At 35.3% G+C, this 24,253-nt stretch carries 28 protein-coding genes; 13 read left to right on the plus strand and 15 right to left on the minus strand.

Translation table 11 applies throughout. From position 1 onward, the window contains the following. Positions 1 to 96 precede the first annotated feature (96 nt). On the plus strand, positions 97 to 1,167 hold the full coding sequence (locus tag DPQ89_RS09815; RefSeq protein WP_127716761.1) for a PQQ-dependent sugar dehydrogenase: 1,071 nt from the start codon (positions 97 to 99) through the stop codon (positions 1,165 to 1,167). Here the strand turns inward: DPQ89_RS09815 and DPQ89_RS09820 are convergent. From DPQ89_RS09820 to DPQ89_RS09845, 6 genes are read right to left on the minus strand one after another with little or no spacing between them, the layout of a single operon-like run. Beyond that, positions 1,158 to 1,958 carry a hypothetical protein gene (locus DPQ89_RS09820; RefSeq protein WP_127716762.1) on the minus strand — a complete coding sequence of 267 codons (801 nt, stop codon included), beginning with the start codon at positions 1,956 to 1,958 and terminating at the stop codon, positions 1,158 to 1,160. The two genes, DPQ89_RS09815 and DPQ89_RS09820, sit on opposite strands and share 10 nt — an antisense overlap. After that, complete coding sequence (locus tag DPQ89_RS09825) at positions 1,959 to 2,531, minus strand: ATP-binding cassette domain-containing protein (RefSeq protein WP_127716763.1); 573 nt, start codon at positions 2,529 to 2,531, stop codon at positions 1,959 to 1,961. It lies immediately after the preceding gene. Then, positions 2,521 to 3,429 carry a metal ABC transporter substrate-binding protein gene (locus DPQ89_RS09830; protein WP_127716764.1) on the minus strand — a complete coding sequence of 303 codons (909 nt, stop codon included), beginning with the start codon at positions 3,427 to 3,429 and terminating at the stop codon, positions 2,521 to 2,523. The genes DPQ89_RS09825 and DPQ89_RS09830 overlap by 11 nt, the downstream gene beginning before the upstream one ends. Next, the gene (locus DPQ89_RS09835) at positions 3,419 to 4,486 is read right to left on the minus strand and encodes a hypothetical protein (protein ID WP_127716765.1); all 1,068 of its coding nucleotides are present in this window, start codon (positions 4,484 to 4,486) and stop codon (positions 3,419 to 3,421) included. The genes DPQ89_RS09830 and DPQ89_RS09835 overlap by 11 nt, the downstream gene beginning before the upstream one ends. Beyond that, on the minus strand, positions 4,479 to 5,114 hold the full coding sequence (locus tag DPQ89_RS09840) for a hypothetical protein (protein ID WP_127716766.1): 636 nt from the start codon (positions 5,112 to 5,114) through the stop codon (positions 4,479 to 4,481). The genes DPQ89_RS09835 and DPQ89_RS09840 overlap by 8 nt, the downstream gene beginning before the upstream one ends. 21 nt (positions 5,115 to 5,135) lie before the next feature. Next, entirely contained in the window at positions 5,136 to 5,774 is a 639-nt protein-coding gene (locus DPQ89_RS09845; RefSeq protein WP_127716767.1) for a hypothetical protein, read from the minus strand. A 176-nt stretch (positions 5,775 to 5,950) separates the two neighbouring features. Here DPQ89_RS09845 and DPQ89_RS09850 point away from each other — a divergent pair, with 176 nt between their 5' ends. Continuing rightward, positions 5,951 to 6,400 carry an SRPBCC family protein gene (locus DPQ89_RS09850; protein ID WP_127716768.1) on the plus strand — a complete coding sequence of 150 codons (450 nt, stop codon included), beginning with the start codon at positions 5,951 to 5,953 and terminating at the stop codon, positions 6,398 to 6,400. Here the strand turns inward: DPQ89_RS09850 and DPQ89_RS09855 are convergent. After that, the gene (locus tag DPQ89_RS09855) at positions 6,397 to 6,744 is read right to left on the minus strand and encodes a hypothetical protein (protein ID WP_127716769.1); all 348 of its coding nucleotides are present in this window, start codon (positions 6,742 to 6,744) and stop codon (positions 6,397 to 6,399) included. The two genes, DPQ89_RS09850 and DPQ89_RS09855, sit on opposite strands and share 4 nt — an antisense overlap. 104 nt (positions 6,745 to 6,848) lie before the next feature. Between DPQ89_RS09855 and DPQ89_RS09860 the strand changes: the two genes are divergently transcribed. Together DPQ89_RS09860 and DPQ89_RS09865 are read left to right on the plus strand one after the other, a co-directional pair. Beyond that, the gene (locus DPQ89_RS09860) at positions 6,849 to 7,205 is read left to right on the plus strand and encodes a glutathione S-transferase N-terminal domain-containing protein (RefSeq protein ID WP_127716770.1); all 357 of its coding nucleotides are present in this window, start codon (positions 6,849 to 6,851) and stop codon (positions 7,203 to 7,205) included. Next, positions 7,202 to 7,747, plus strand: coding sequence for an HNH endonuclease family protein (locus DPQ89_RS09865; RefSeq protein ID WP_127716771.1), 546 nt, complete (start codon positions 7,202 to 7,204; stop codon positions 7,745 to 7,747). The genes DPQ89_RS09860 and DPQ89_RS09865 overlap by 4 nt, the downstream gene beginning before the upstream one ends. Positions 7,748 to 7,767: 20 nt before the next feature. Here DPQ89_RS09865 and DPQ89_RS09870 read toward each other — a convergent pair whose 3' ends face one another. Together DPQ89_RS09870 and DPQ89_RS09875 are read right to left on the minus strand one after the other, a co-directional pair. Next, entirely contained in the window at positions 7,768 to 8,196 is a 429-nt protein-coding gene (locus DPQ89_RS09870) for a hypothetical protein (RefSeq protein WP_127716772.1), read from the minus strand. Positions 8,197 to 8,450: 254 nt separating this feature from the next. Continuing rightward, on the minus strand, positions 8,451 to 9,314 hold the full coding sequence (locus DPQ89_RS09875; protein ID WP_164848344.1) for a LysR substrate-binding domain-containing protein: 864 nt from the start codon (positions 9,312 to 9,314) through the stop codon (positions 8,451 to 8,453). 126 nt (positions 9,315 to 9,440) lie between these two features. Here DPQ89_RS09875 and DPQ89_RS09880 point away from each other — a divergent pair, with 126 nt between their 5' ends. Next, positions 9,441 to 9,806, plus strand: a complete 366-nt coding sequence (locus DPQ89_RS09880) for a hypothetical protein (protein WP_127716774.1) — start codon at positions 9,441 to 9,443, stop codon at positions 9,804 to 9,806. 6 nt (positions 9,807 to 9,812) lie between these two features. On the opposite strand, the gene DPQ89_RS09885 is transcribed toward DPQ89_RS09880, so the two are convergent. Both DPQ89_RS09885 and DPQ89_RS09890 read right to left on the minus strand, forming a co-directional pair. Continuing rightward, positions 9,813 to 10,802, minus strand: a complete 990-nt coding sequence (locus DPQ89_RS09885) for a 2-hydroxyacid dehydrogenase (RefSeq protein WP_127717329.1) — start codon at positions 10,800 to 10,802, stop codon at positions 9,813 to 9,815. Positions 10,803 to 10,920: 118 nt separating this feature from the next. Next, the gene (locus DPQ89_RS09890; protein ID WP_127716775.1) at positions 10,921 to 11,709 is read right to left on the minus strand and encodes a hypothetical protein; all 789 of its coding nucleotides are present in this window, start codon (positions 11,707 to 11,709) and stop codon (positions 10,921 to 10,923) included. A 129-nt stretch (positions 11,710 to 11,838) separates the two neighbouring features. Here DPQ89_RS09890 and DPQ89_RS09895 point away from each other — a divergent pair, with 129 nt between their 5' ends. Beyond that, entirely contained in the window at positions 11,839 to 12,591 is a 753-nt protein-coding gene (locus DPQ89_RS09895) for a helix-turn-helix domain-containing protein (RefSeq protein WP_127716776.1), read from the plus strand. A gap of 90 nt (positions 12,592 to 12,681) precedes the next feature. Next, positions 12,682 to 13,083: a cold-shock protein gene (locus DPQ89_RS09900; RefSeq protein WP_127716777.1), complete on the plus strand. Its 402-nt coding sequence runs from the start codon at positions 12,682 to 12,684 to the stop codon at positions 13,081 to 13,083. Positions 13,084 to 13,113: 30 nt separating this feature from the next. Here DPQ89_RS09900 and DPQ89_RS09905 read toward each other — a convergent pair whose 3' ends face one another. Next, entirely contained in the window at positions 13,114 to 14,379 is a 1,266-nt protein-coding gene (locus tag DPQ89_RS09905; protein ID WP_127716778.1) for a cation:proton antiporter, read from the minus strand. Between the two features lie 204 nt (positions 14,380 to 14,583). Between DPQ89_RS09905 and DPQ89_RS09910 the strand changes: the two genes are divergently transcribed. The 3 genes from DPQ89_RS09910 (at position 14,584) to DPQ89_RS09920 (ending at position 18,465) form a co-directional block, all read left to right on the plus strand. Beyond that, entirely contained in the window at positions 14,584 to 15,678 is a 1,095-nt protein-coding gene (locus DPQ89_RS09910) for a fatty acid desaturase (RefSeq protein ID WP_127716779.1), read from the plus strand. Positions 15,679 to 15,750: 72 nt separating this feature from the next. Beyond that, the gene (locus DPQ89_RS09915) at positions 15,751 to 16,869 is read left to right on the plus strand and encodes an SAM-dependent methyltransferase (RefSeq protein WP_127716780.1); all 1,119 of its coding nucleotides are present in this window, start codon (positions 15,751 to 15,753) and stop codon (positions 16,867 to 16,869) included. 96 nt (positions 16,870 to 16,965) lie between these two features. Then, complete coding sequence (locus DPQ89_RS09920) at positions 16,966 to 18,465, plus strand: ABC-F family ATP-binding cassette domain-containing protein (protein WP_127716781.1); 1,500 nt, start codon at positions 16,966 to 16,968, stop codon at positions 18,463 to 18,465. A gap of 366 nt (positions 18,466 to 18,831) precedes the next feature. Here DPQ89_RS09920 and DPQ89_RS09925 read toward each other — a convergent pair whose 3' ends face one another. After that, a complete protein-coding gene (locus tag DPQ89_RS09925; RefSeq protein WP_127716782.1) occupies positions 18,832 to 19,791 on the minus strand; it encodes a LysR family transcriptional regulator in 960 nt (319 codons plus the stop codon). 267 nt (positions 19,792 to 20,058) lie between these two features. Between DPQ89_RS09925 and DPQ89_RS09930 the strand changes: the two genes are divergently transcribed. Then, positions 20,059 to 20,856 carry a hypothetical protein gene (locus tag DPQ89_RS09930; protein ID WP_127716783.1) on the plus strand — a complete coding sequence of 266 codons (798 nt, stop codon included), beginning with the start codon at positions 20,059 to 20,061 and terminating at the stop codon, positions 20,854 to 20,856. A gap of 93 nt (positions 20,857 to 20,949) precedes the next feature. Continuing rightward, positions 20,950 to 21,471: a lipocalin family protein gene (locus tag DPQ89_RS09935; protein ID WP_127716784.1), complete on the plus strand. Its 522-nt coding sequence runs from the start codon at positions 20,950 to 20,952 to the stop codon at positions 21,469 to 21,471. A gap of 58 nt (positions 21,472 to 21,529) precedes the next feature. On the opposite strand, the gene DPQ89_RS09940 is transcribed toward DPQ89_RS09935, so the two are convergent. Then, positions 21,530 to 22,387 carry a 3'(2'),5'-bisphosphate nucleotidase CysQ gene (locus DPQ89_RS09940; protein ID WP_127716785.1) on the minus strand — a complete coding sequence of 286 codons (858 nt, stop codon included), beginning with the start codon at positions 22,385 to 22,387 and terminating at the stop codon, positions 21,530 to 21,532. Further along, complete coding sequence (locus DPQ89_RS09945) at positions 22,378 to 23,331, minus strand: aminoglycoside phosphotransferase family protein (protein WP_127716786.1); 954 nt, start codon at positions 23,329 to 23,331, stop codon at positions 22,378 to 22,380. Before DPQ89_RS09945 ends, DPQ89_RS09940 begins: the two co-directional genes overlap by 10 nt. A 124-nt stretch (positions 23,332 to 23,455) precedes the next feature. Between DPQ89_RS09945 and DPQ89_RS09950 the strand changes: the two genes are divergently transcribed. Further along, positions 23,456 to 24,169, plus strand: coding sequence for an ABC transporter substrate-binding protein (locus DPQ89_RS09950; RefSeq protein WP_164848345.1), 714 nt, complete (start codon positions 23,456 to 23,458; stop codon positions 24,167 to 24,169). Positions 24,170 to 24,253 lie beyond the last annotated feature (84 nt).

A 24,253-nucleotide genomic window follows, 5' to 3' on the forward strand; every position in this document is an offset into this window, starting at 1 on the left:
TGACAACGTAGTGTCAGTAGAGAATTATTATTCATCTTATGTTAGATCATTTTAAATGAGCTAGATTAAGCTGATAATTATGTGTACCATTTTCTTATGAAATCAATTATCTATATTCTTACAATTTTCATTTGTTTTAATACCTCTGCCATTAATGGAAGTGTGGAAGTAGCTAAGGTTCCACTTTCTAAATTAAAGCTAAAAGAGGTTTTAAATACTTCGGGAGTTGTATGGAGCTTTTCTTTTATAAACTCTCGTGAGCTTCTATACACTATTCGTGACGGAAAACTCTTTCATTTAAATATGGAAACAAACACGACAACTAGACTCTCTAATCCTAACGTCCACGCGAAGGGACAAGGTGGGCTTCTTGATGTTCAGTATTATAAAGTAAGAAATAAGTTCTACATCTATGTAACTTTTAGCGAAAAGAAAAGTGATGTTGTGACAACTAGTCTTGCACGAGCTTCATTTGAAATCATAAAAGGTATTCCCACTACTGGAAAGTGGGAAGTACTCTTTAGTGCAAATGTAAAAAGCAGTACCTCTAAGCATTTTGGCTCTAGATTAGTTAGAAGTGGTGACTACCTCTTTATGGGAATAGGTGATCGTGGTCATAGAGAGTATGCACAAGATAAAAATCTCCATAATGGTAAGATTCTAAAATTGACGATGGAGGGGAAGGTCCAATTATGGAGTATTGGTCATCGAAATCCTCAAGGCATGGATATTGACCCAGTGTCAGGAGATCTCTATAGCTGTGAATTTGGACCAAGAGGCGGGGACGAACTAAATCTAGTTATTAAAGGAAAGAACTACGGGTGGCCTTTAACTACTTATGGTAGTGAATACTGGGGTCCAAGTATTGGAACAACTCAGATGAAGGGAATGGAGCGGCCAATAATGTACTGGACTCCAAGTATCTCTCCCTCAGGAATGGCCTTTTATACTGGAGATAAAGTTAAGCAGTGGAAAAATAATCTCTTTCTTGCAAACCTCTCAAGCAGGCACTTAAGAAGACTTGTTTTAAAAGATAAGAAAGTCATTGAACAAGAGATCTTACTTTCTGATTTTAAACAGAGAATTCGCCATGTGAGAAGTGCTCCAGATGGTTATCTCTATATATCAACAGACTCTGGTAAAATAATTCGTATCTCTTATGAATGACTTTTAGAAAGCATTGTTTTTAAAATCAAACACATGATGAAAAGAAGAAGTATCTGTGCTGAAGAAGTACTAATATTTTCAAATACGATTGAAAGAAGCAATCCAACTACAGAAGCTGTCGCGGCCATTAGTGCGATAACTTTATTAGATGTTCTTTGACTTTTAAACGAAGTTCCAAGTATCAGATTAGGAATCAAAAGAAAGCTTAATGTGTATAGAAACCCTAATCCATAGAGTGAGACAACTAGTGGAATTGAAAATAGAAGTAGATCAAAGGTACTCTTTGGCCTTACTTTGAATATATTAATATCTAGCGATCTTCTGGAGATTTCTTTGGAGTAGATCTGACTCAAAAGAAAAAAGACTAAGAACACCACGATCAAGACAATATTTTCCATAAATGAAGAAGTCACCATATTTCCAAAGAATCCAAGACTCATGTGACTATCAAGTTGAGGAAAGAAGCCTATTAGCAGGTATTGAACAGAAATAATACAAAGGTATATACCAACCATATAAGGACCATAGATATTTTTTTGAATATCTATCTTTGAAAGTAATACCTTTCCTAGACTAAAAGAGACATAGCTGACGATGAGTGCTTGGGCGCCATTTTCTGAAGAGTGAAAAATGAGTTTTGCTAATAAATTACCAATTAGAGCAAATTGAGATAGCGCAAAAATCTCTAGCACTTTTCCTCTTACTAATTGATGATGACCTAGAATCGATAAGGATGAAGCTGAGCTAAATGCGACTAAGAATGAGAATTTATAAAAGAGTAGTAATTCCATTTAAAGAATAATCTCCTTCGTCTGAATATTATCAATGCTAATTTTAAGATGACTTACTAATAATAGAGAAGAGACAATCTTCGTCTTTATTAAAGAACTTAATAATTGTTTAATCATATCTACAGAGTCAGAATCGAGGTGGTTAAAAGGCTCATCTAGAATGAGTAGCTTTGAATTCTCTTTTACTTTTGTAAGGATCATTGTCTTTTGCTTCTCTCCACCGCTGGACTTTGTCCAACTTTGAGATAGTTGATCAGCTGTAAAGAAATCATAGTATTTTTTTGAAACACCGTATATTTCTAAAATTTCTCTTATCGTATATGAAAAGTGAGCTTCAGTATTAGTTAATTGTGGAAGATAAGAAACTTGCTCTTTTGTCACTGACCAATTGATCTGTCCATCAAGTTGTTTAACTTCACTTAGTATCGTCTTAATGAGTGTAGATTTTCCTGTGCCGTTTTTTCCTTGAAGAAAAGTCATTTCTCCTTCAAGGATATCAAATGAAAGATTAGACCTTAGGGGCGAGTTATAACCAATTGATAAATTTTGACAAGAAAGGATTTTATTTTTCATCTATACTTGCTTGTAATATCTTTCTAGCGATAAATTCTTGATGTTTGCCATAAGACGATAGGTCACTTTGATCAAGTATACTCAAAGGCAATTTAACGACAGGGATTTTACTCATCTCATTAAACTTCTTTAAGATTCCTGAAGGAGAAGTCGTTGTTGCTAAAACAGCATAGATATTTTGATTCTTTGCAGTTATAGAAACTCTTGCCAGTCGACCTGCAGAAGGCGGTACGCCTGGAACCTTTTCTACTGCGCCAAGGTTATTTAGTTTGTACTCATTCATAAAGTAAGTGAATTCTCTATGATATTCTAGAAAATTTGATTTTTGTACGGGTTCTAAAATTTGTGTAACCTTTTTCTTAATTGAGTTTAGTTCGGACTCTAAAGCTTCAAATTGCTTTAAGTAGTACTCAGCATTCTTGCTATCAACTGTGATTAGAGTATCAAGGATCGTTTGTGCCCCTTGAAGAAATGCCGTTGGGCTTAAGTGATAGTGCGGGTTTCCTTGAGGATGAATATCTCCTTGGGAGCGGTCAATCTTTCCTGTTGGAACATTGAGTGCTTTGACGGATTTTCCAGTTTCGCAATAACCTCTTCCTCCAGGTTGCACATGCTTATTACCAGATCGAGATAATATTTTCGGGGCCCAACCTATTTCTAATTCCATCCCAACTAAGCAAAATAGATCAGCATTTGCGACCTTCCCAATAAAGTGAGGCATGGCATCTATATAATGAGGATCTTCTGTACCATTTAAAAGAGATTCGACTTGAACTTTATCCCCTCCAATCTTTTGCGCAAGCCATTTGATATCAGTTGTCGTTGTTATAACTGAGAGCTTGGCCTGTGCCATTAATGGAAGGAGAAAGAATAGTGTTAAAAGTATTTTAGAAGTCATGTGCTGGGTGGCTCCCGATAATTAGAATAAGTTGTAACTGTGCTCTAGTATCTTTTGCAATTGTATGACCTTCTTCTCTGTCAAATTCATGAGCGAGAGTGAATCGAATCTTTGCAAATTCACTCGATGTGTAAGTTAACTGAGTGAGAGCGCCATAGCTGATATTATTTATTTTCTTATTTGTTATTGAGTTTGTTTTAGATAAATCCTTAAAAGCATCTAATCTAAAACCAATATTTGTAAACTGACCTGTAGAAAAATCATTGAAGATATAGGTTCCAACTTGTTCGCTAACTTCTTTATTAGCGTTTTCAACTGACTTATACCAAATCTCAGATAGAAATAGATAGTCTACGATTCTTCCATGCTTTGATTTACCAGTAAAATCAAAACCAATTAGCTTCATATCATTTTTTTGAGCATCAGTACGTCCAAGGTAGTTAAGACCGAGGTCTAGTCCACTAGTTGAACTAAAAGGGGAGAAGCTCGATAGGCGAAAATAGTGTGTAGGAACCTTTGGCTTTGAGCCTGAAGTGTGTGAGTGGCCATAGCTGTGTCCACTTGTTAATCCAACAGTTAAATTCAGAGAATGAGTCGTAGGAAGAAGGTAGTTATATTCTAGACCCGAATCGTAAACACCTTCATCGTCAAAGAACGAACGGTGAATTTTTGGCGCTCTTGTAAATGGCCAATCATGTTGATGGAATCTATTTAAGCGACCAATTCCAAGAAAGAACTGTCCCACTTTAAAGTTTGAGCGTGGGATAATTTTTGAAGAAGATAGGTAGAGTTCGTGTAGCTCAAAAACTGTTTGTCCGTCTTCATAATGAGCAGCAGCACTTAGAACACCATTAAATTGATGGTCAACAGGGGAGAAGAACACGATCTCCGCTCCTCTCATCGTTAATAACTCATTTGCCTGACTGTCACTATTAAGGCCTTGCTCGTAAAGCATATCACCAGAGACAGCAATTTCTAAACCTGTTCCTAAAAGACCTTGTGAAAAAGTCTTTGAACATAATAGAATTATAGTGAGAGTGAAGAATATTTTACGCATCAGATAGTGCACCCAATGGACCTTCTAATAAGATAATCAATTCACTGTCACCACTGAAGCCCCAAAATGATCCGCCTGCTTTACCAACACCTAGCCAAGTGTCAAAAGCAAAGTCTTCTGTGTTATAAAGACAACCACCATCAAAAGTACAATCTTCATCATCACTATGTGTGCCAAGGTGATCCCAAGCAAGCATATGAACATCTGTATGATCATTGTGAATGTCGATATCTATATCTATAACTTCAGTATTATTTAAAGTGCTGATTTCGCGCAAATGTGATTTGCCATTAATTGATATTTCTAGACTTACTTTGCCTGCATTTTTTGAAAATTCAAAATCAGCTCCACCAGATAAGTCTCTTGAAGAGAAGAAGTGAAACTTAAGTTTTCTACCTTCAGGAAGTTTGAACTTTAAGTGGAAGCTATGGGCCGAATTACCACCATTGTCGGAAGTTCCTCTAAGTAAGAACTTACCATCTGCAGTTGTGATTGCATCTAGTCCGCCAATGATTTTATTAATTGGATCATCTAATAAATTTGCTCCTGTATCAGCGCCAGTTAAGGCGCCACATGAAGTCACAAGCAAATTAAGTAGTGTAAGTATTATAATTGTAAACTTATTCATAGTTACCTCTTAAAGAGTTTTTTAATGAGCGTGATCGTGATCATCATCTCCAAAATCTAGAGTAGGTTCACCTTCACCTTCACCTTCTTTGCTGTAGTGACAAGCAAAATCCAGTTCACTTCCATGAACATGACATAGAACAAAAATTTCTTTAGCTTGTCCATTTAGAGAGTAATTGATTTTTGTCCAAACATCTGTTCCGGCACCATGACCGTCTGAGTGGTCATCCTTGTGAGTCCATACTTTATATGAAGTAGCAACACTAAGGTCAGCACCATTTCTAACCATTGCTTTTTCAAATTTATTAAGAGCGACGAGGTGACCTTTTTTGATAAAGTCTAAAGTAACTGATGGATCTTTTACTTGTCGATTATCTCCATGTCCGTGATGTTCTTCATGACATGCTAGTGAATCACCGTGTAAGTGACATCCGTATCCAAGTTGAATAGCGTCAGTATTAATGATTTTTACGACAATTTCTTCTTGAGACTCTAGAACTGTCTCCCAGGCCGTAATAGAGTTTTCATCTATTTCTACTGATGCCTCTAAAAGCGAAGCATTGGTTGCAGGAAGTAGCTGGAGACCATTTATTGTTGAAGCAAAAGTATTCGCTTGTAAGAGTAGAGTAAGGGCAGTTATTGAAAATAATGATTTAAACATGTAATCCTCCGTTTCTAGTATTTCTAGCAATAGAATCTAATAATTGCAAGTCACTTGCAATTATCTAGCAGGAAATAGGTCTTTGTCGCAATATTGTCTAGCTAAAATGTATTTATATCCACCTGGTTTCAAAGATCTGCAAATAGGTTAGACTTAATAAGTTTCAAGGAGAGGATATGGCAGTTTCAGCTAGTGAGACAATCAAAGCATCGATTGATCAGGTTTGGGCCTGTGTAATTGATATAGAAAGAGCAAAAGATAGAATTGAGTGTATTAAGGATATTGAAATTCTTGAGAAACCACATTCTGGAGTAGTTGGACTTAAGTGGAGAGAAACTCGTGAGATGTTTGGCAAAGAAGCAGTAGAGACCATGTGGATTACTGAGGCCCGTGAAAATGAATATTATATTACTGAGGCCAATAATTGTGGTTGTCTCTATCATTCAACTATTTCATTAAAAGACCTAGGTGACTGCGTTGAACTTTCCATGAGTTTCAAGGCCACTGCGCAAAGCTTTAGTGCGAAGTTGATGTCTCCATTGATGTTTTTAATGGGTGGCATGATTAAAAAGGCCTTCAAAAAAGACCTTCAAGATATTAAAAAAAGTTTAGAGGGCCAAGATTAGTAAAGCTTACACATTCCAGGGAAACTTGCCTTATCTAGTTTCTCTATGGCAAGTAAGCTTTTTTGAGGCTGATCTACGTATAGTCTCTTTGTCTTTATTGTAATAGTTTGTGCTTTATTTCTAAAACGACCATATTGATTTCTTCTTAGAAAAACGTAGGCAACTTCGTCCTTTATTAGAATATCATCATGATTTTTAACTACGAGTGAATACTTATTGGCCTTAATCTTCTTTAATTCAACAGAATCAAATGGAGCATTGGTTGTATCGGGAACACAGAGAATATCTTGGGAAAAAGTCTGTGTTGAAAATAAAATAAGGCCTAAGAGTGAGATCGTTTTCATTATAAAATTCTAGGGAAAAATTCATTCATCGTCAATTTTCAAATAGATTGGCAAAACTTCATTATTCAAATACTCTTTTAAGATATCATTTATAGGAGAGTATTATGAAAGTCTTGAGATTCATCATAGGACAGATATTATTAGCTTTGGACTTTTTAACGAGACCTTCACTAGGTAAACGTAGTGATGAGGAACAAACTAAAGTTAATGAGCAATTAAAAAACTATTCTCTCTATCAATTTAGTGCGTGTCCATTCTGTATCAAGGTTCGCAGAGTTATGAGAAAGCTTAATCTTCCTATTGAGTTAAGAAATGCAAATACTGATGACGAACTTAAAGCTGAACTTAAAACTCTTGGTGGAAGCTCTAAAGTACCTTGCCTTAGAATAGGGGATACGTGGATGTATGAATCAAACGATATTATTAAATACCTAGAAGATAAGTTTCCAATTTCTAAATGAAGACTCTATTTCTAGCTCTAAGCTTTCTTCTTATACATTCCACTTTGGCCCTAGCTAAGACCAATTATGATAGAAAGCATTTCAAGCACTGGGTTGATAATGATAAAGACTGTCGCGATAAAAGAGCTGAAGTACTTAAAGATAGAAGTCTTATCGATGTCACATATAAAGTGAGAAAAAATGGTAAGAGATGTGTCGTGGCCAGCGGAAAGTGGAATGATTACTACTATCCTGAAATCCTAACCGATGCTTCAAAGATAGATATTGATCATATCGTACCTCTTAAGCATGCATGGGATTTGGGGGCAAATTTATGGTCTGCTAAGAAAAGAGAGATCTTTGCAAACGATCCACTAAACTTAGTCATCACCAATAGAAGCTATAACAGACAAAAGGGAGCGCAAACTCCTCTGAGCTGGTCTCCATCTAATAGAGAGTACTACTGTAAATATTTAAACGATTGGATTAAGGTTAAAAGAAAGTATAAGTTCACTATCTCCACTGAAATACTGAAGTATCAAAAAGAAGCTCATTGTATATGAGCTTCTTGTATCTATTAAATTTAGGTCAATATTGTTTTAGCTTCCTTGCTAAAAGAGAAAATTTCAGTATCAATCTTATTAATCTTCTTAGTTTCAAATTGTAGTTTCGCGCTTAACTCTTTTGCAGCATCGCTACTTATAAGGGAATTTTGCATTAATTCAAAGTTCTCGGTACAGGTTTTGGCTATCTTGAAAACTTCAAGCATACCTCTAGGGATGTTTGATGATGATGCTTTTCTAGACAGATTCCTCACATTACCTAAGTACGCACCAATTTCATCAAAACCCATTGTTGTCGCCGTTCCATAGATCCTATCTATAATCTGGGCAAAGTTTTTGAATAGATCTTGTTGCTGACTATTGGTTTTTAAGCTCTCTAAAATTGGAGATATCTCCATCTTTAACTCGCCAATTTCATCATTAAAGATTTCAATTAGTTCTCTGTCCATTTTGATACCCCGTTTTAAAAGACTTATTTAGGTAAATTATATTACTAATAGGAGAGCTGACGTTGTTTAAATAGGTTAAGAATTGCTTAATAGTCAGTATACGGCTTAAGTCTTGAGTTATTATGGTGACTTGTAGGAGAGTGGTGGAGATTCAAAAATTCTCTGTGTAAATAGTTTTTAGAGAGCTAGTTTTGTATAGATTTAGAAAAAATTGATGATATTTTGTGGCAGCTCTAAGTTTTCATTATTTGAATCTATAGATTTAACATCAGGTCTTTATTCTTTTCCATCCAGTGAATCGCTCTTTCATAGAATATCTCAGTACCTTTTCTTTCTCTAAGATACCAAACTCCGAACTTTTCATACGAGTATGTTAAATCTCCAATGACTTTTAATTTCTTTGATTTAAGTTCGTTCTTAATTGTGTAAATTGGTAGTAAGGCCCAGCCATGAGATCCTAGGCAAAGTTCTTTACTGACAGCAATATCATTTGTATGAGCGACAATCTGTCTAGCACTAAAAGCTTTTCGAGAAACACTTTCTGGGGCCAGTCTTTCACACAGAATATGAGGGTAGTCTTCTAGTTCCTTAAAATTTGTTATCTTCTGGTATTGTTTAAAGTTTTTACTTGAGATTACTGGAGAGATTGGCTCTTTAAAAATTCTTTTAAATCTTATATCGGGAGAATAAGGTTTTTCACAATCAAATGCTAGGTCTATGTGGGCCGACAGAAGGGCACTTTCAATTGAACCATCTAGAGCGATAATCGAAATGGACTTCACACCTAGCTCTTTTACAAGAGTCTTATAATTACTCGCCAATATGCGCGAACAAAACTCTCGGGTCGAGCCAATCTTTAAATGTATCTCATTGTGAACGATTTTATTTTGACTTAGTAGATAGTCTTTGGTCGCCTGATTAAACTTTACACCTGTCTCAGTGATTTTCCATCTTCCCGAGACTTTCACTAAGAAGTCACTCTTTTCGCTAATTCTTTTAAGTTGTCTAGAAATTGCAGTAGGGTCTCTATGTAGTGTCTTTGCAAGAAGCTCCAGGCTTGGATTTAACTCAAATTGAATGAGCAGTTGGGCCTCTGTCGTTGATAGTATAAATTCCATAGGTCGCTCCACAGTTGACTCTTGGGTCAAGTCTATATGCATAAGTATCAGTTTGTAAATATCATTTCTATGTTATAAACGCTATAGCTCAAAAGGCTTACGGGTTAAGAATTTTTAGGAGATTATATGAAAGCAGCATTACTTTTACTTTTTAGTTTTATTTCTCTTGCTACTCAAGCTGGAGATATTCATGAGATTTTGAGGTGTTCTAACTCAAGTAATACAGAAGAAGTCGTATTTATAGGCTACATAGATGATACTGCTTCTCGAGGGTGGTGTTCTTCTGGAAGTGGTTCACTTTATCACAACGGAGAATTTGTTGGAGATGCAGATTTTAATAATTGCTCCATGCGAGGAACAAATGTCTTTGTAAGAGAGGGAAGTACAACCTATTGGTTAGGGGCACTTACTGGCGTAATTAAAGAGGACCAATCTAATGATGATAGAATTAAGCTCACTTGTGATCTTGTTTCCGATCAACTAAGACACTAGTTCTTATTATAGCTTAACTTGATTGCTTAATTTGCCATGGCCGATATAGTTTACAATATTGTCTATGGTAGTTTGAGCAATCTGAAATAGGGCCTCTTTGGTTAAAAATGCCTGATGAGAAGTTGTCAGTACATTTGGAAATGAAAGAAGCCTCGCGAGTACATCATCTTGAAGAATTTGATCAGATAAATCTTGAAAGAAAATAGAGTCCTCTTCTTCATAGACATCAAGTCCGGCTCCACCAATATGTGAAGACTTCAAACCCTCAATAAGTGCTTTCGTATCAATTAGGGCACCTCTACTTGTATTAAGTAAGATCACACCTTTTTTAGTTTTCTCAAGCATGTCATGATCGAGTAGGTGATGAGTATCCTTACTTAAAGGGATGTGAAGAGAGATGATATCAGAGCTCTTGACTAACTCTTCTAGCTCAACGTACTGGCAATAGTTCTCAAGCTCTTTAGATTTGTTTAAATCAAAGGCCAAAACTTTACATCCAAACCCATTCATAATTTTTACAAACTTTGTTCCAATTGCGCCTGTACCAATAACTCCTACAGTTTTACCTTCTAGGTCAAAACCAACTAGGCCATCTAAGGAGAAGTTTAATGATTGCACTCTCATGTGGGCCTTATGAACTTTTCTATTTAGTGAAAGAAGTAGGCATGCAGTATGTTCTGCAATGGCACTTGGAGAATAGTAGGGAACTCTCACTATTGGAATATTTAAACTACTGGCATACTCAATATCTACATGATTAAAGCCTGCAGATCTTAGTGCTATGAGTTTTATATTGATTGAGTTTAAGATATCGAGAGTTTCTTTATCAATTTTATCATTCACAAAAGAGCAAACTGCATCGTGGTCTTTTGCTAATATTGCTGTTTGAGAGTTGAGCCTCGGTTCTAAGAAAGTTATTTCGATATTATTCTTCTTAGCAAGTTCATAGAAGTAATCTTTTTCATACTTATGTGTTTGAAACAATGCAACTCTTATCATAATTCACCAGAGAATACGGATTAATAATAGGGTTCAATCTTCGGTAAAATTAATTTATTAATGTTTTATTGTAAAGAGAAAGCTGTACTTAGTGACTTATGTCATGACTTACTCCCTACTGGAGTAAGTCTCTTTGTTTTTGCATAAGTATGTTAAATTCTTCAAGGACTTGACCTTCTTTTGATTGGTGTAGAGTCGTAAGATCAATCTTGATACTTCCATCCTCATTAAATTGAGAGGCAAATGTCCCCATATCTATCATGTCTTCTGCTGGTCCATAGAGTTTAAAGATAATATAATTTGCAAAGAGAAATGCCTCATATTCATTATTCAAAGTTAGAAAATCGCTAAAGGAGAGTTTTCCTGAAAGTTGTGCTTGCGCTTTAAATGCCTGGTATAAATTCTGGTTGTTATCAAACTTTGCCTTATAGAGTTGAGCTGCATGACGTGTTTCATGTATAAGTAGAGATAAACTCATGAGAGGATTAGAGTCATAGGTTTTCTTAGGGTTTATAAATACTTCACCATTTGTCCCATCTTCTAAATTATATTTGAAATATGCCGCTCGAGGGTACTGGGTATCAATTGAAACTTCTGGTGCTGTTATACCGAGAGCTTGAACTTCAACATCAAAAACTTTCTTTAGCACAACTATTTGTTCTTCAAGAGGTAGCTGTTTATAGTTCAAAACTTGAGTGAGTAAGGGCTGATTCTTTCTTAAAAGTTCCAAGAAGTAATCGGCCTCAAGAAATACTTTACGTGCACTTTCTTTTACAAAATCCTTTGACTCAGCTTGAAGAGCAAAGGCCTGTTTATTTTGTACCTGGATATACTTATTGGCAAAGAAGTTGTCGTGAGCGTAGATATTTATTGATAAAATCAACATGATTAAGGTCTTAGTCATTTTCTTTCTCCACTGGAAGGCCCATTTAGATGGGGAGTATTTCTTTTATACATAGTATTTAGATACTTCTTTCGCTAGTTTAAATTAGATAGTATCTTCACGTGATACTTTTTCTCGTTTGAGGTATATATGGCCGATTTTGATACTATTCAACTAATTGATACTCTAAAGAAGGTTTTAAAGAGAAATAACCTTACCTATAAGAATATAAGTGAGCATTTAGGGTTATCTGAAGTTTCAGTAAAGAGAATATTTTCTAAGTATGATTGTTCTCTCTCTCGATTAGCAATGATCTGTTCACTGGCCAATATTTCGATAATTGAATTGGGAGAACTTTCAAAAAAAGAAAACCAAAACTTAAACTACTTTCTAACTCAAAAACAAGAGACATTGTTCACAAAAGAACTATACCTCTTTCACTTCTTCACTCGCATTTATAGGGGAGAGGAACTTGAAGTTGTTCTTTTGGAAATGGGGCTAACAAAGGCCACTGGCTTTAAGTATTTAAGGCAGTTAGAAAAGATTGAGCTTTTAGAGTTACTTCCCCATGATACTTATAAATTTTTAATCACTGGTAGATTAAGATTAAACCTCGATGGGCCTCTATTTAAAAAGGTTATCAAGTCTCATAATATTCAATTCTTAAATAAGGTCTATGATGAAATAAAAAGAGAAGATTGTTGTTTTCAAAGCTCCGAGATTAAGCTCACTAAAAAATCTCTTAAGCTTATGGTTCATGATATTAATGAGCTAGGAAGAAAGTATAGTGAGATTTCCTATCAAGAAGAGAGGCTTAGTTCTGAAAAAGACCTTGTTGATGTCAGCTGGCTATTTGCTTTTCTGCCTTATAAGACTGATTGGTCTCAATATAAACCGTGTTAGAGAAGGTAATTAATATAAGCTTTTAAAGATATCGTGCATGGTTGAGCTCTTATTGCTAAAAGGTTCTAAGTACTAAAAGAAAGAGGAATTATGTCAGAATTTAAAGTTGACCATGTCAGATACGATACAGAGAAGACTAAGAAGAGAAAGAGAATAAACTTATTGGTTTCAGCGAAGACTGAAGATGCTGTTAAGGAAAAACTCGAAAAAATTCATAAAGGTGACAAGGTTATCTCTATTTCAGAAATAAAATGGGGTGAAGTTAAACAAAAGAAAAGCGCTCCCAAAGAAGTACTAACAGGAAGAGTTAAGTTCTATGAAGAAGTTAAAGGCTTTGGCTTTATAGAGCCTGATAGTGATATGGACGATCTATTCTTTCATTCAACAGCACTTAGCGGTGTCAGACTTTATGAAGGTGATATTGTAGAATTTGAAGTTAGTGAAGGACCTAAAGGTCTAATAGCTATTCGAATTAAGTTATTAAAGAACTAGAGCTCTGAGGAATGTATAATTTTTTAAAAATTATGCGGCCTTCTTTGCAACCTCATCTTCCTCTGGTGCTAAGTCATCCTTCTTTAGTTGAATAACATTAGACTCTTCTAAATGCTCCTCAGTTTGAGCTAACTTACTTGCATTTGCATTATTAATAAATTTAGTCATTCTTGCCAAAAATGGTGCAAGAGTCATTGTTATGAGAATAGATGTAACAATCAACTTATTAATCTCAGCGCTAACAACATCAAACTTCAGTGCACTCGCGAGTACGACAACTCCAAACTCACCACCTTGAGAGATAATAAGTCCTACTTTTAATCCACTCTTGAAGCTTCCGTGTGAGAACTTTCCTATTATAGAGAGAATAATTGTTTTAAGAGTTATAATTGAAAATGATAGAAGTGCAATCTTTGCTAAGTTATTCATTAAAAAGTTAAGCTCTAAATTCATTCCCAGTGTCATGAAGAACAGTCCCATGAGTACACCTTTAAAAGGAACTGTTAATGTTTTGATTTGAATCTTTACTTCTGAGTTTGCTAAGAATGCTCCTGCGATAAATGCTCCCATTGGCATTGATAGACCAAGCTTTTCCATTCCTAGTGCCATTCCTATAATTAAAAATAAGAAAGCGGCTAGGGAGATCTCTTGATCTTGTGACTTCTTAATAAAACTGACTGCCGGTTTTAAGACATAGAAGCACAACATAATAAGTCCACAGAAAAGACCAAACTTAATTGCCATCTCTGTCATATTAATGATCTGATGCGAGCTACTATTAATACTTAATAGAGGTATAAGAGCTAAAAGTGGAACGATAATTAAATCTTGAAATAACAAAATACTTAATGATGATTGACCATGACTAAGTGTTAGTTGAGAGGTTTCGTTCATATAAGAAAGAGCGAAGGCCGTAGAAGAAAGTGATAACGAAACACCGATAACTAAAGCACTATAAGTACTAAGTCCAACAGCGATACCAATTGCAGTAAAGACTAATGTACTTAGTCCCATTTGCAGTCCACCTTCAAATATAATACTACTTCTTAATTGTTTGAGTCTTGCTGGACTAAGTTCTAGGCCAACAATGAAAAGAAGAAGCGTTATTCCAACTTCTGCGAGTTGAACAATATTATCTGAGCTATCAATGAGTCCAAGAGACATTGGACCTACAATGACTCCAGCTACTATATAACCAAGCATCGATCCTAGATTTAACTTTTTGAATAGCGGCACAAGCGCTAGCGTTGCGATGAGAAAGTAAAATGTTTCGATTAGAAATTCATGTAGTGCCAAGCTTCACCTTAAAGTTAAAAAGAACTATCCTGACTTAACTTGTCGGTTATTATCGCTAAAACTTTAGTAATTTAAGGGCCTTAACAATAAAAAATATAAGGTACTAGAATTATGTACGTACTTTGCTGATTGTGAGTGCATGGCGTCTAATTGATTTGTACTTGAAACACGACATCTTATTGAAACTACTGTAGGATTGCCGTCATGGAAAAGAAATTTTGGCGAGACACACTGAAACCTTACACTCAAAAATCAGATGCATTTGCGCTTTGGCAAATTGCATCTACAATTATTCCTTTTATGGGGATCTGGTTTCTTTATAGTAAACTGCTACCTCTATCAATTTGGGTCGTAATACCTCTGGCGTTCGCAACATCTTTCTTTATATTAAGATTTTTCGTCCTTCTTCATGATTGTGGACATGATTCACTATTTAAATCTCGTAAAGCAAATAAGTTCTTTGGCTATTTAATGGGTGTCATAACTGGGATGCCTCAGTATGTTTGGTCTAAACATCACTCATATCATCACAAGACAAATGGAAATTGGGAAAAGTACCATGGGCCATTTAATATTATTTCCACTGAAGAGTACTCAAAGTTAAGTCCAAGTAAACAAAAGAGTTACTGGTATTGGCGTCACCCTTTGATTTTAATACCAGGTGGTTTTGTCTACGTACTTTTTAATCCTCGTGTTAATTGGATGTTAGGCTGTATTCAACTTTCATTTAATATTTTGCGTACCCTGGTCGCTAAACCGTCAAATACTTTGGATACTATAAAAAAGTGTGAGTCAAAATATTGGAAGACTCCTAAAGAGTTTAGACATATGACTTATAATAACTTAACTCTACTGCCAATTTGGGCGTTGATGTGTAGTGCAATTGGTACTTATAACTTCTTTATTTTCTACGCTTTGACTTTAACTTTCTCGGGAGGGTTAGGAATACTCTTCTTTACAGTTCAGCATAACTTTGAAGGTTCTTATGGTTCAGATACAGAAAGAGTGGATTACTTTAAAGCAGGTTTAGAAGGAACAAGCTTTCTCGTTCTCCCTAAAATCTTAAACTGGTTTACTGCTGATATTGGCTATCACCATATTCATCATCTCTCGACATCTGTTCCTAATTATAATCTTGTTCGTTGTCACAATGATTTGGAACATTTATTTAAGAATGTAAAAAGAATCGAGTTCTCAGATATTCGTCATTCTCTTAATTATCAATTATGGGATAAAGACAAGGAGCTAATTGTCTCAATGGCCGAGTATAAAGAATCAATGAAGTCTGCGGCACACTAGAGCTAAAGGCCCGTCTCTAACAGCTACGGGCAGTGTTAAATATCTACAAATCTAAACTCATGCATAGCAACCATGATTATTAAAATCAGGTTTCTTATGAATGTATCTCAAAAAACTTTTTTAAAACTTTTAAAGCAAAAGAATAATTCTTCTGAGACATCAGATTTATATAAACTAGAGAAGTGCGAAAGTGAGTATCTATCCCCACTAGAAATGGCCAATCTCTATATTGACTCTGCCTTACTCGTTACTATCGCTGATTTTCTAAAAGAACAGCTGTGGTTAACTAATAAGCAAGACAAGCTCTCTGGAAAAAGTAGGAGTTATGAAGAATTTCTTAGACCTTTCTTTACCAATGAGCTTTTATCTATTTTCTTTCTTGAGGAATTTTTAATTTCAAATGGAGCAGATGAGTTAAAGAATATTAGAAAAGAAACTCAACTTATTGAGCATCAAGTTCTTAAGCTTATTTCCTCGAGATCCTCCCTCGCTCAAAAGGAGTTTGTGACACATTCTCTTAAAGAGATGACGAAGAAATTTATTTTAGAAGAAAATAACCAGCTTGGAGTTGACCAAAGCTTAGGTCATCAAGGTCCAGACTTATATAGAACATTTGATAATCTCGATGATATTTTTGAACTTAATTATCAATTAGATAGAGACATGACTATCGATTTTGATGCAAAGGAGAGGCTATATGAAGGTGCTGGAGTAGGCGTACAGTCTGGTTACTCTACAATCTTATTGGCCTTAGAGGGAATCAATGCAAAGAGGGGAAGTAAGATAGTTGATCTAGGTTCTGGTTATGGACGAGTGGGATTAGTGTGTGCACTGCTAAGACCTGATTTAGACTTCACTGGCTATGAATATGTTCCTCATCGTGTAGTTGTTTCTAATAAAGCATGCGACTTCCTTGATCTAGGAGATAGTCTAAACTTTGAAGTCCAAGATCTCTCTTTAGCTAGTTTCAAAATTCCCATTGCAGACATCTACTACCTATATGATCCCTTCACAAAAGAAACCTACCGCTATGTACTTGAACAAATTGTAGAAATTAGTAAAACTCAGCAAGTTACGATAGTTACAAAAGGCAATGGTAGAGCTTGGCTTCTAGATATTTGCAGGCAGAACTCTTGGCCTACACCTATTTTTATTGACGAAGGTAACTTGTGTATCTTTAAATCTTGTTAAGACCAATATTTTTGAATCATTTTCATCATTTCAAACTATCTAAGACTTAATATCTAATCTGTGGCATTGTATTGAAAATTTTTACATGGATAAATAATGATTCAATTGAATGATATTTCTAAGCATTTTGGTCTCCAAGTTCTCTTTGAGGAGCTAAATCTACTAGTAGGCAAGCGAGAACGAATTGGCTTCGTTGGTCGAAATGGTGCGGGAAAATCGACATTATTTAAAATTATCTTAGGAGAGATTGAGCTTGATTCAGGTGAAGTGATTATTCCTAAGGGTTATAAAATAGGAGCACTTGATCAGCATATTCATTTTACAAAGCCAACAGTTCTAGAGGAGTGTTGCCAAGTTCTATCCGAAGAAGAGCAATATGACTGGTGGAAGGCCGAGAGAATATTATTTGGTTTAGGCTTTAGTGAAGAAGATCTTGAAAAGGATCCTGCTAGTTTCTCTGGGGGTTACCAAGTAAGAATTAACCTAACAAAGGCACTTGTACAAAATCCAAATCTCTTACTACTAGATGAGCCGACTAACTACTTAGATATAGTCTCTTTAAGGTGGCTAAGAGGCTTTCTTACATCTTTCAAAGGTGAGGTTCTTCTCATTACACATGATAGAGACTTTATGGACTCTGTAACAACTCATACAGCAGGGCTTAGCAGAAAGAGACTGAGTAAGTACAAAGGAAATACCACTAAATTTTATGAGCAATTATCTATCGCTGACGAAATGTATGAGCAGACTAGACTCAACCAAGAGAAGAAGAAAAAGGAGCTGCAAGGTTTTGTAGATAGGTTTGGTGCAAAAGCTTCTAAAGCAACACAGGCGCAATCAAGAGCGAAACAAATTGAGAAAATGGGAACCATTGAAAAGCTCGATTCAGAAAATAATTTGGGCTTTACTTTTCACTATAAGGAATGCCCTGGAAAAGTTGTTCTTGAAGCGGACAATTTAAGTTTTTCATATTCTTCGAAGCAAGAAGACTGCCTCTTTGAAAATCTCTCTCTTAATATTGGACGTCATGACCGTATAGGGATTATAGGTAAAAACGGAAAGGGTAAGTCTACTCTTTTAAATGTAATAGCAGGAGAGTTAACTCCTAATACTGGAGCTATTAAAAGTCATCCTTCACTTTCAATGGGACACTTTGGTCAAACTAATATCGAACGCTTAGATGAAGGTAATACTATCATAACTGAGATCTCGCAGAGTAATCATGATCTAAGTATTGGTCAGGTGAGAAAGATTTGTGGAACTATGATGTTTACCGATGATCTTGCAAAGAAGAAAGTCTCAGTCCTGTCTGGTGGTGAAAAAAGTAGAGTCATGTTAGGAAAGATTCTCGCAAGAAAATCTAATCTTCTCCTATTGGATGAACCGACGAATCATCTCGATATGGAGTCAATTGAAACCCTAAGTGAAGAGATCGTTAATTTTCCTGGAGCTGTTGTATTAGTGACTCACTCGGAATTATTACTGCGATCTTCTGTTAATAAATTGATTATCTTTCATAAGAATCGCGCCGAATTCTTTGATGGGACTTATGATGAGTTTCTTGAAAAAATTGGTTGGGAAAATGAAGAAGGATAATCTTGAATTTTCTTTTTTGCAGATCCAATATAGGCCCTTTTAGATATAATACTTTCGATAATTTCTAAAAGGACCATAAACCTTCAGGAGGATTTAGTCTTTCTTTGGTCTTAAGCTATAGAACTGATAGGCACTCTTCAGAGTTTTGAAGACTTTTTCTAACAAAAGTAGTTGGTTTGTCGTAGTTACCATAACTGTCGACTTTCTTTTTGAATAAAAGTTTAATGTCGTTAAAGCTTAAGCAAATTTTATAAAATTTTCTGATGGGATTCTCCATAGTTACGTTATCGTTAAATAAATACTAACAGAGTTTTTACAGAATTCGGTGATTGATTTCTCTTATTAGGTAAAACCGAATATATGCCCCTATGTTAAGAGATCGTCATCAATATTTGAAATCTCTATTTGTAACTCTACGTCCTCATATCTCTCTGGAAGCTGAGAAAGTTTTGACTGAATAAGCTCTTGTAGCTTCTTTATTGAGATGAGGTTTTCATCACGTTTTTTCCAAATTGCATAAAGAGAAATTGTTAAAGGTATGTCTAGATCAAAAGTTTTTAGGCCGGGATATTTTTTTAGAGGATTCTTTGCAAGAAACATTGCACAGCGACCTCTAAGACATAAGTTCTTTATAAAGTCAGGGTGATCACTATAGATTCTCTCTTTTGGAATAATATCGTTCTTTCTTAAGTGTTGATAAATAGCCTTATTTAAACTCTTGTCCCAAGAACTCTCAGCAAAAGGAATATTAATGAGTAGATCTTTTTTATTCTTAAATTTCTTATAGAGCTTAGTTGAACAACAGAATACTACTTCAAAAGACCCAACCTCAGCATAGTTCAAAGATTTCCTCTTAGGCTTTCTGTGGGATATTCCCCAGTCAATATTGTCTTGTAGTAAATTATCAATTAGAACATCGTGCTCAGCTTGCCTTAGTGTATTTACAGTTCCAAAAGGGGCGTAGTTATCCCAATACTGAGAAGCGAGTTCAATTGAGAGGTCATATGAAATGGTTTCTTCAATTCCAATATTAACAGAATATCCTCCAATATCATCATCAGAAAATTTTTCAAGAACTCGACTTCCTTCTTCGAAAATAATCTTGGAGTGTTCAAAAAGTGCTTGTCCTTCAGTAGTAAGAGTAAGCCCTTTTGAACTACGGTTGAAGAGCTTCTTTGCAAACCTTGCTTCTAATTTCTTTAACTGCTCACTCAGAGTTGAAGGTGCAAGCTTTAGTGAAATTGCTGCTTGTTTAAGTGATTGGGCCTTGGCCACTTCATGAAAACCGTAGAGATGATTCCAGTTAATATCTTTTAATCTATTCAAAACTAATCCTTTTTATGGACTATATCAAAAGAGTAGGCAAAACCGAAGTTGTGAGTGAGCTTGTTTCGCTTATACCAAATTTATATAGGAGTTTTAATGTAAGCTCCTGTATTTATTACCATTCGGGGCGAGTGTAAATTATTCAAGTGGAATTTTTAAAATAGTTAATGAATAAAGTCCTTGGTAGTTTGGAGGCATACCATCAATGCTCATATATGAATACTATTTCAAATTAGGTGCAGAGCAAAGCCATAGGACTGAATTAAAATGAAAGTACTTGTTTTAATATTATTCTTTTTTCAAAGCTATGTACTTGCTGATACAAAGGCCTTTCAGCAACTTAAAGAAAAACAACGAAATAGTTGGGCCATCGAAGTAGATGAAAACTTAGGTTCGACAATTACTGAAAAATCCTTCTACGAAATAATTAATAAAATTTATGTTTTGTATATACGCAATGACTTTGATCGAAATCTTCAATTAGGTGTTGTTGACTGGAAGGTTCCCTATATGTCAGCTTGGGCATTTGAAACTGATGAAGCTTTCACTATAAATTTTTGGGGTGGATTTGCTCGAATTCCTTTTATGACAGAAAGAGCTTTGGCACTGACCGTGTGTCACGAAGTAGGGCATGTCCTTGGAGGAAGTCCATACCATTCTATTGCTGAGAGTAGGAATATGAGTGCTGAGGGTCAGTCAGACTTCTTTGCAGCTTCAAATTGTATGAAGAAATATTTAGACACATATTCCATAGATAATGAAGTTGATGGACTTCATCCAACTGCTGCGCAAAAATGTTTTGATGGTCTTGTACGAGAAAAGCAGAGGAGAATGTGTTACGAGATTGCCAAGGCAGCACAAGAACTAGCTGCTGTTTTTACATTTCTACACCAAGACCAAGTATTCTCTTATGATACACCCTCCTTGGATGTTGTATCTGAGACATTATACAATGGTTATCCTTCAATACAGTGTCGATTAGATACTTTTCTAGCCGGTGCCCTAGCGCCTTATCCTCTTGAGGAGAATATTGACCTTAGACCATCTTGTTGGTTTAAGAAGTAACCTTCGGGAAGGTTATATATAGATTGTACAAATAATTAATTATATAAATGGAAAGCTTCTTTAGTGCTAAAATAGTTCTATCGGAGACATAATATGAAGCAAATTATACTTTCTGTCTTATGTATTTGCAGTTTTAGCTGTTCTACTAAAGGTAATTATACAAAGACTGTAGAACACATAGATTTAGATAGATTTTTGACTAAGTGGTATGTGATTGCTGGTAGATTAACAATGTTTGAAGATGGTGCTCATAATGCAGTTGAGTCATACGTTTGGAATGAGTTAGAAAATAGAGTTGATATTAATTTTTCCATGAGAAAAGGGGCTTTTGATGGTGAAATAAAATCCATTCCCCAAAAAGGATGGATAGAAAATAATAAAACTAACGCTTACTGGAAAGTAAGTCCCTTTTGGCCATTAAAATTTGATTACTTAGTTATAGATTTAGCTTTTGATTACTCATGGACAGTGGTTGGTGTTCCTAGTCAAAAATGGGTGTGGATTATGTTTAAGGATTGGAATATTAGTGACACACAATTGCAACAAGTAGTAGCTCGGGTGGAAAAGTTAGGGTATTCGGTTAAAAATATCAAGAGAGTTCCTCAAAAATGGTAGAAGTACAGGAGAGTTTTTGAGGAACTCTTTTGAACTGCTATACTTAGTGTTTGATTTATTAAGGAATTATTAGAAGAAGCTCTTTAGTACTACAATAAATAACTCCTTCATGATTCATAAAGGTCGAATCCTTTCTGTTGAGATCTAGCGCTTCTTTATGATAATTACTATTAAAGCCACCTGCCTCTGATTGAATGATTGAGCTGGCAGCAAAGTCCCAAAGGCTACCACCGCCTAAACTCTCTTTAGGGAATTTGAAGTAAATGGCCGGGGCGAGATCAATGGTACTTATACCATTCATGACAGCACCTCCGAGGTGGAATATTTTTAATTCATTAAGTCCTAGTTTTTGAAGCTCTTTTTTTAATGACTCTATTTGTTGATTGAAGTCTGGATGCTTCAAGTAACTTTGATCGTAGAGTAATGTTAAAGTTTGTGAATTTCTTTCTACAGATAGGGGGAGATCATTTTTGAAAGCTCCTTCTCCTTTTATTGCATGATAGAGAGTGTTTGATCGAGGGTTGTACACTACTCCAATTACAGGTGAGCCTTCTCTTGATATTAGAGCAATAGAAACACTATAGCCGTCCTCTCCTTTTGAGTAGCAAAGGGTTCCATCTAGTGGATCGATACACCAGAAGTAGTCATGTGAAAATCTTGAGTTATCATCAACTGACTCTTCTGTTAGAAGACCTAGCTCAAATGGTTTTAATGTTGGAGTTAAGATATTTAAAATAGCTCTTTGTGCTCTTAAGTCAATTTCAGTAACGACACAAGATGCTATATTTTCTCCGCCTTCTTTGTTATTTACTTCAACTTCTTGCCCATGATTGCTCGCAATAATTTTCCCTGCTTCTAGGGCGGCGCTCTTTGCAATATTACATAATTCTCTCAACTTTAGGGACTCTAGATACATGATAAAACCTTCTTCGTAATATTTTCTGTGTAAGTGTTAATTTTGTAATGACCTGGAGACCAGCCTTTTAGAAAACGTATGAAATCACACCAGGCAACTGGATATAAATCTCGCCATTGTTTTTCTAATACTTTGAAATCGATATTCTTTTCTGTTTTTTCTAAAGCACTTTGTAGATAAAAGAAATAGTAGTCTAGGCACCACTTCTCTTGTTCGATCAGTTGCTCTTCTGAATATATACTACTTAAAAAATAGGCCAGATCTTTCATGCCAATGCCTCGACCAACATATTGGAAGTCTACAGCGGCACAGCTTTCTGTGTCTTTGAAAAGAAAGTTTGCGAGCTTAGCGTCTCCATGTACGAAGGTTTGAAATTGAGCATTATTAAGCAGATGATCAATCTTTCTTGCAGCTTCTTTTAGCTCTTTATCTTCAAGTGCCTCTAGTTCCTCAGGGCGTGTTTCAAGGTGCCAGTAAGTTCCAACTTTCCATAAGTTCTTTGGAGCTACATCAAGATAGGTTGCATGAAAAGATGCCAACCAATTTATGCAGAGTTTGATTTGATCTTCATTGATAAATGGCAGTGAAAGATAATCTCTCATTCCTAAGTCTTCAAGAATTAGATATTGTGAATCATCCATTTCTCCTGCAGCGATTAGCCTTGGGGAATAAGCATTGACGATATTCTTGTTATAATTCTTATACCAATAAATTTCAACTTCATAAGAATTAAGTTTTCTTTTATGGGAGAGATTAGAGTTCCAACCTCTGGGATGATCGTGAAGTTTAGGAGGCGTGACTAGCTTAAGGATTACTGAATAATTATCCGTAGTAACTCTTGTAAGAGTTCCATACCCACTCCATAGAGACTGTATTTCTTCTTCTTTGACGATACTCTTGGCATCACAGCTTTTTAGTATAGTATTCTTTAAAAATTCATTCATAAGTATATAGTACCAAGTTTAATAACCCTCTTTCAAATACAGATTATAGTTGACTCTTACTCTTTATAAAGCAGTTAAGTTAAATTTGATATAAACTGGGACAAAAATAGGCTAGAATATGAATATGTCAAAATTGGTCTTTATATTTTTACTTTCTAGTTCGATAAACGCGCTCACATTAAATTTTGCTGCGACTGAATGGTGTCCTTATACCTGTTCTAAAATGCCATCTCAAGGTATTGCTGTAGAGTATTTAAAGGTGGTCTTTAAAGAAGTTGGAGTAGATATTGCGGTTCGAATCTTACCCTGGAAAAGAGCAATCAATTTAGTCAATCGCGGCGAACTTGATGGACTGTTAACAGCTGTCGAGTCTGAAGCCCCGTCACTTGTATTTACTAATCAACCAACAATGACCTATAGATCTTGTGCGTTTACTGACGATCCAAATGTTAAGAAAATTCAATTTAAAGATATTCCTAATCATGTAGTAGGGGTTCTTGCTGGCTATTCTTATGGAGTAGAGTTTGATGATTTCTTTTTGAACAATAAAAATAAAACCGACTCAGCTTTAGTAATTAAAGGCAATGATGGTCTAGATCGCTTGTATAGGCTATTAAAGAAAAAGAGAATTAACTTCTTTCTAGAAGAAGAAAAGGTTGCAAGATATTCCATTAAACAAACTCTCTACCCAGTACTATGTGGAAAAGAGAATCCTTTTTATATTGGATTGAGTCCAAAAGTAATTGATGTTACAGATCTTATTAGTAGACTTGATGCTCAGTTAAAGAAATCTGGCAACAAGCTAAATTCTATTTTGAAAAAGCATGGATTGAACTAAAATCCGTAATTTTAGAGACTTATGTTAACTTGTACTGACTGTCTAAAAAATAGTCACTAGTAGTAACTCTTTCTATAGAGCTTC

The organism is Halobacteriovorax sp. HLS (assembly GCF_004006665.1).
GTDB lineage: Bacteria > Bdellovibrionota > Bacteriovoracia > Bacteriovoracales > Bacteriovoracaceae > Halobacteriovorax.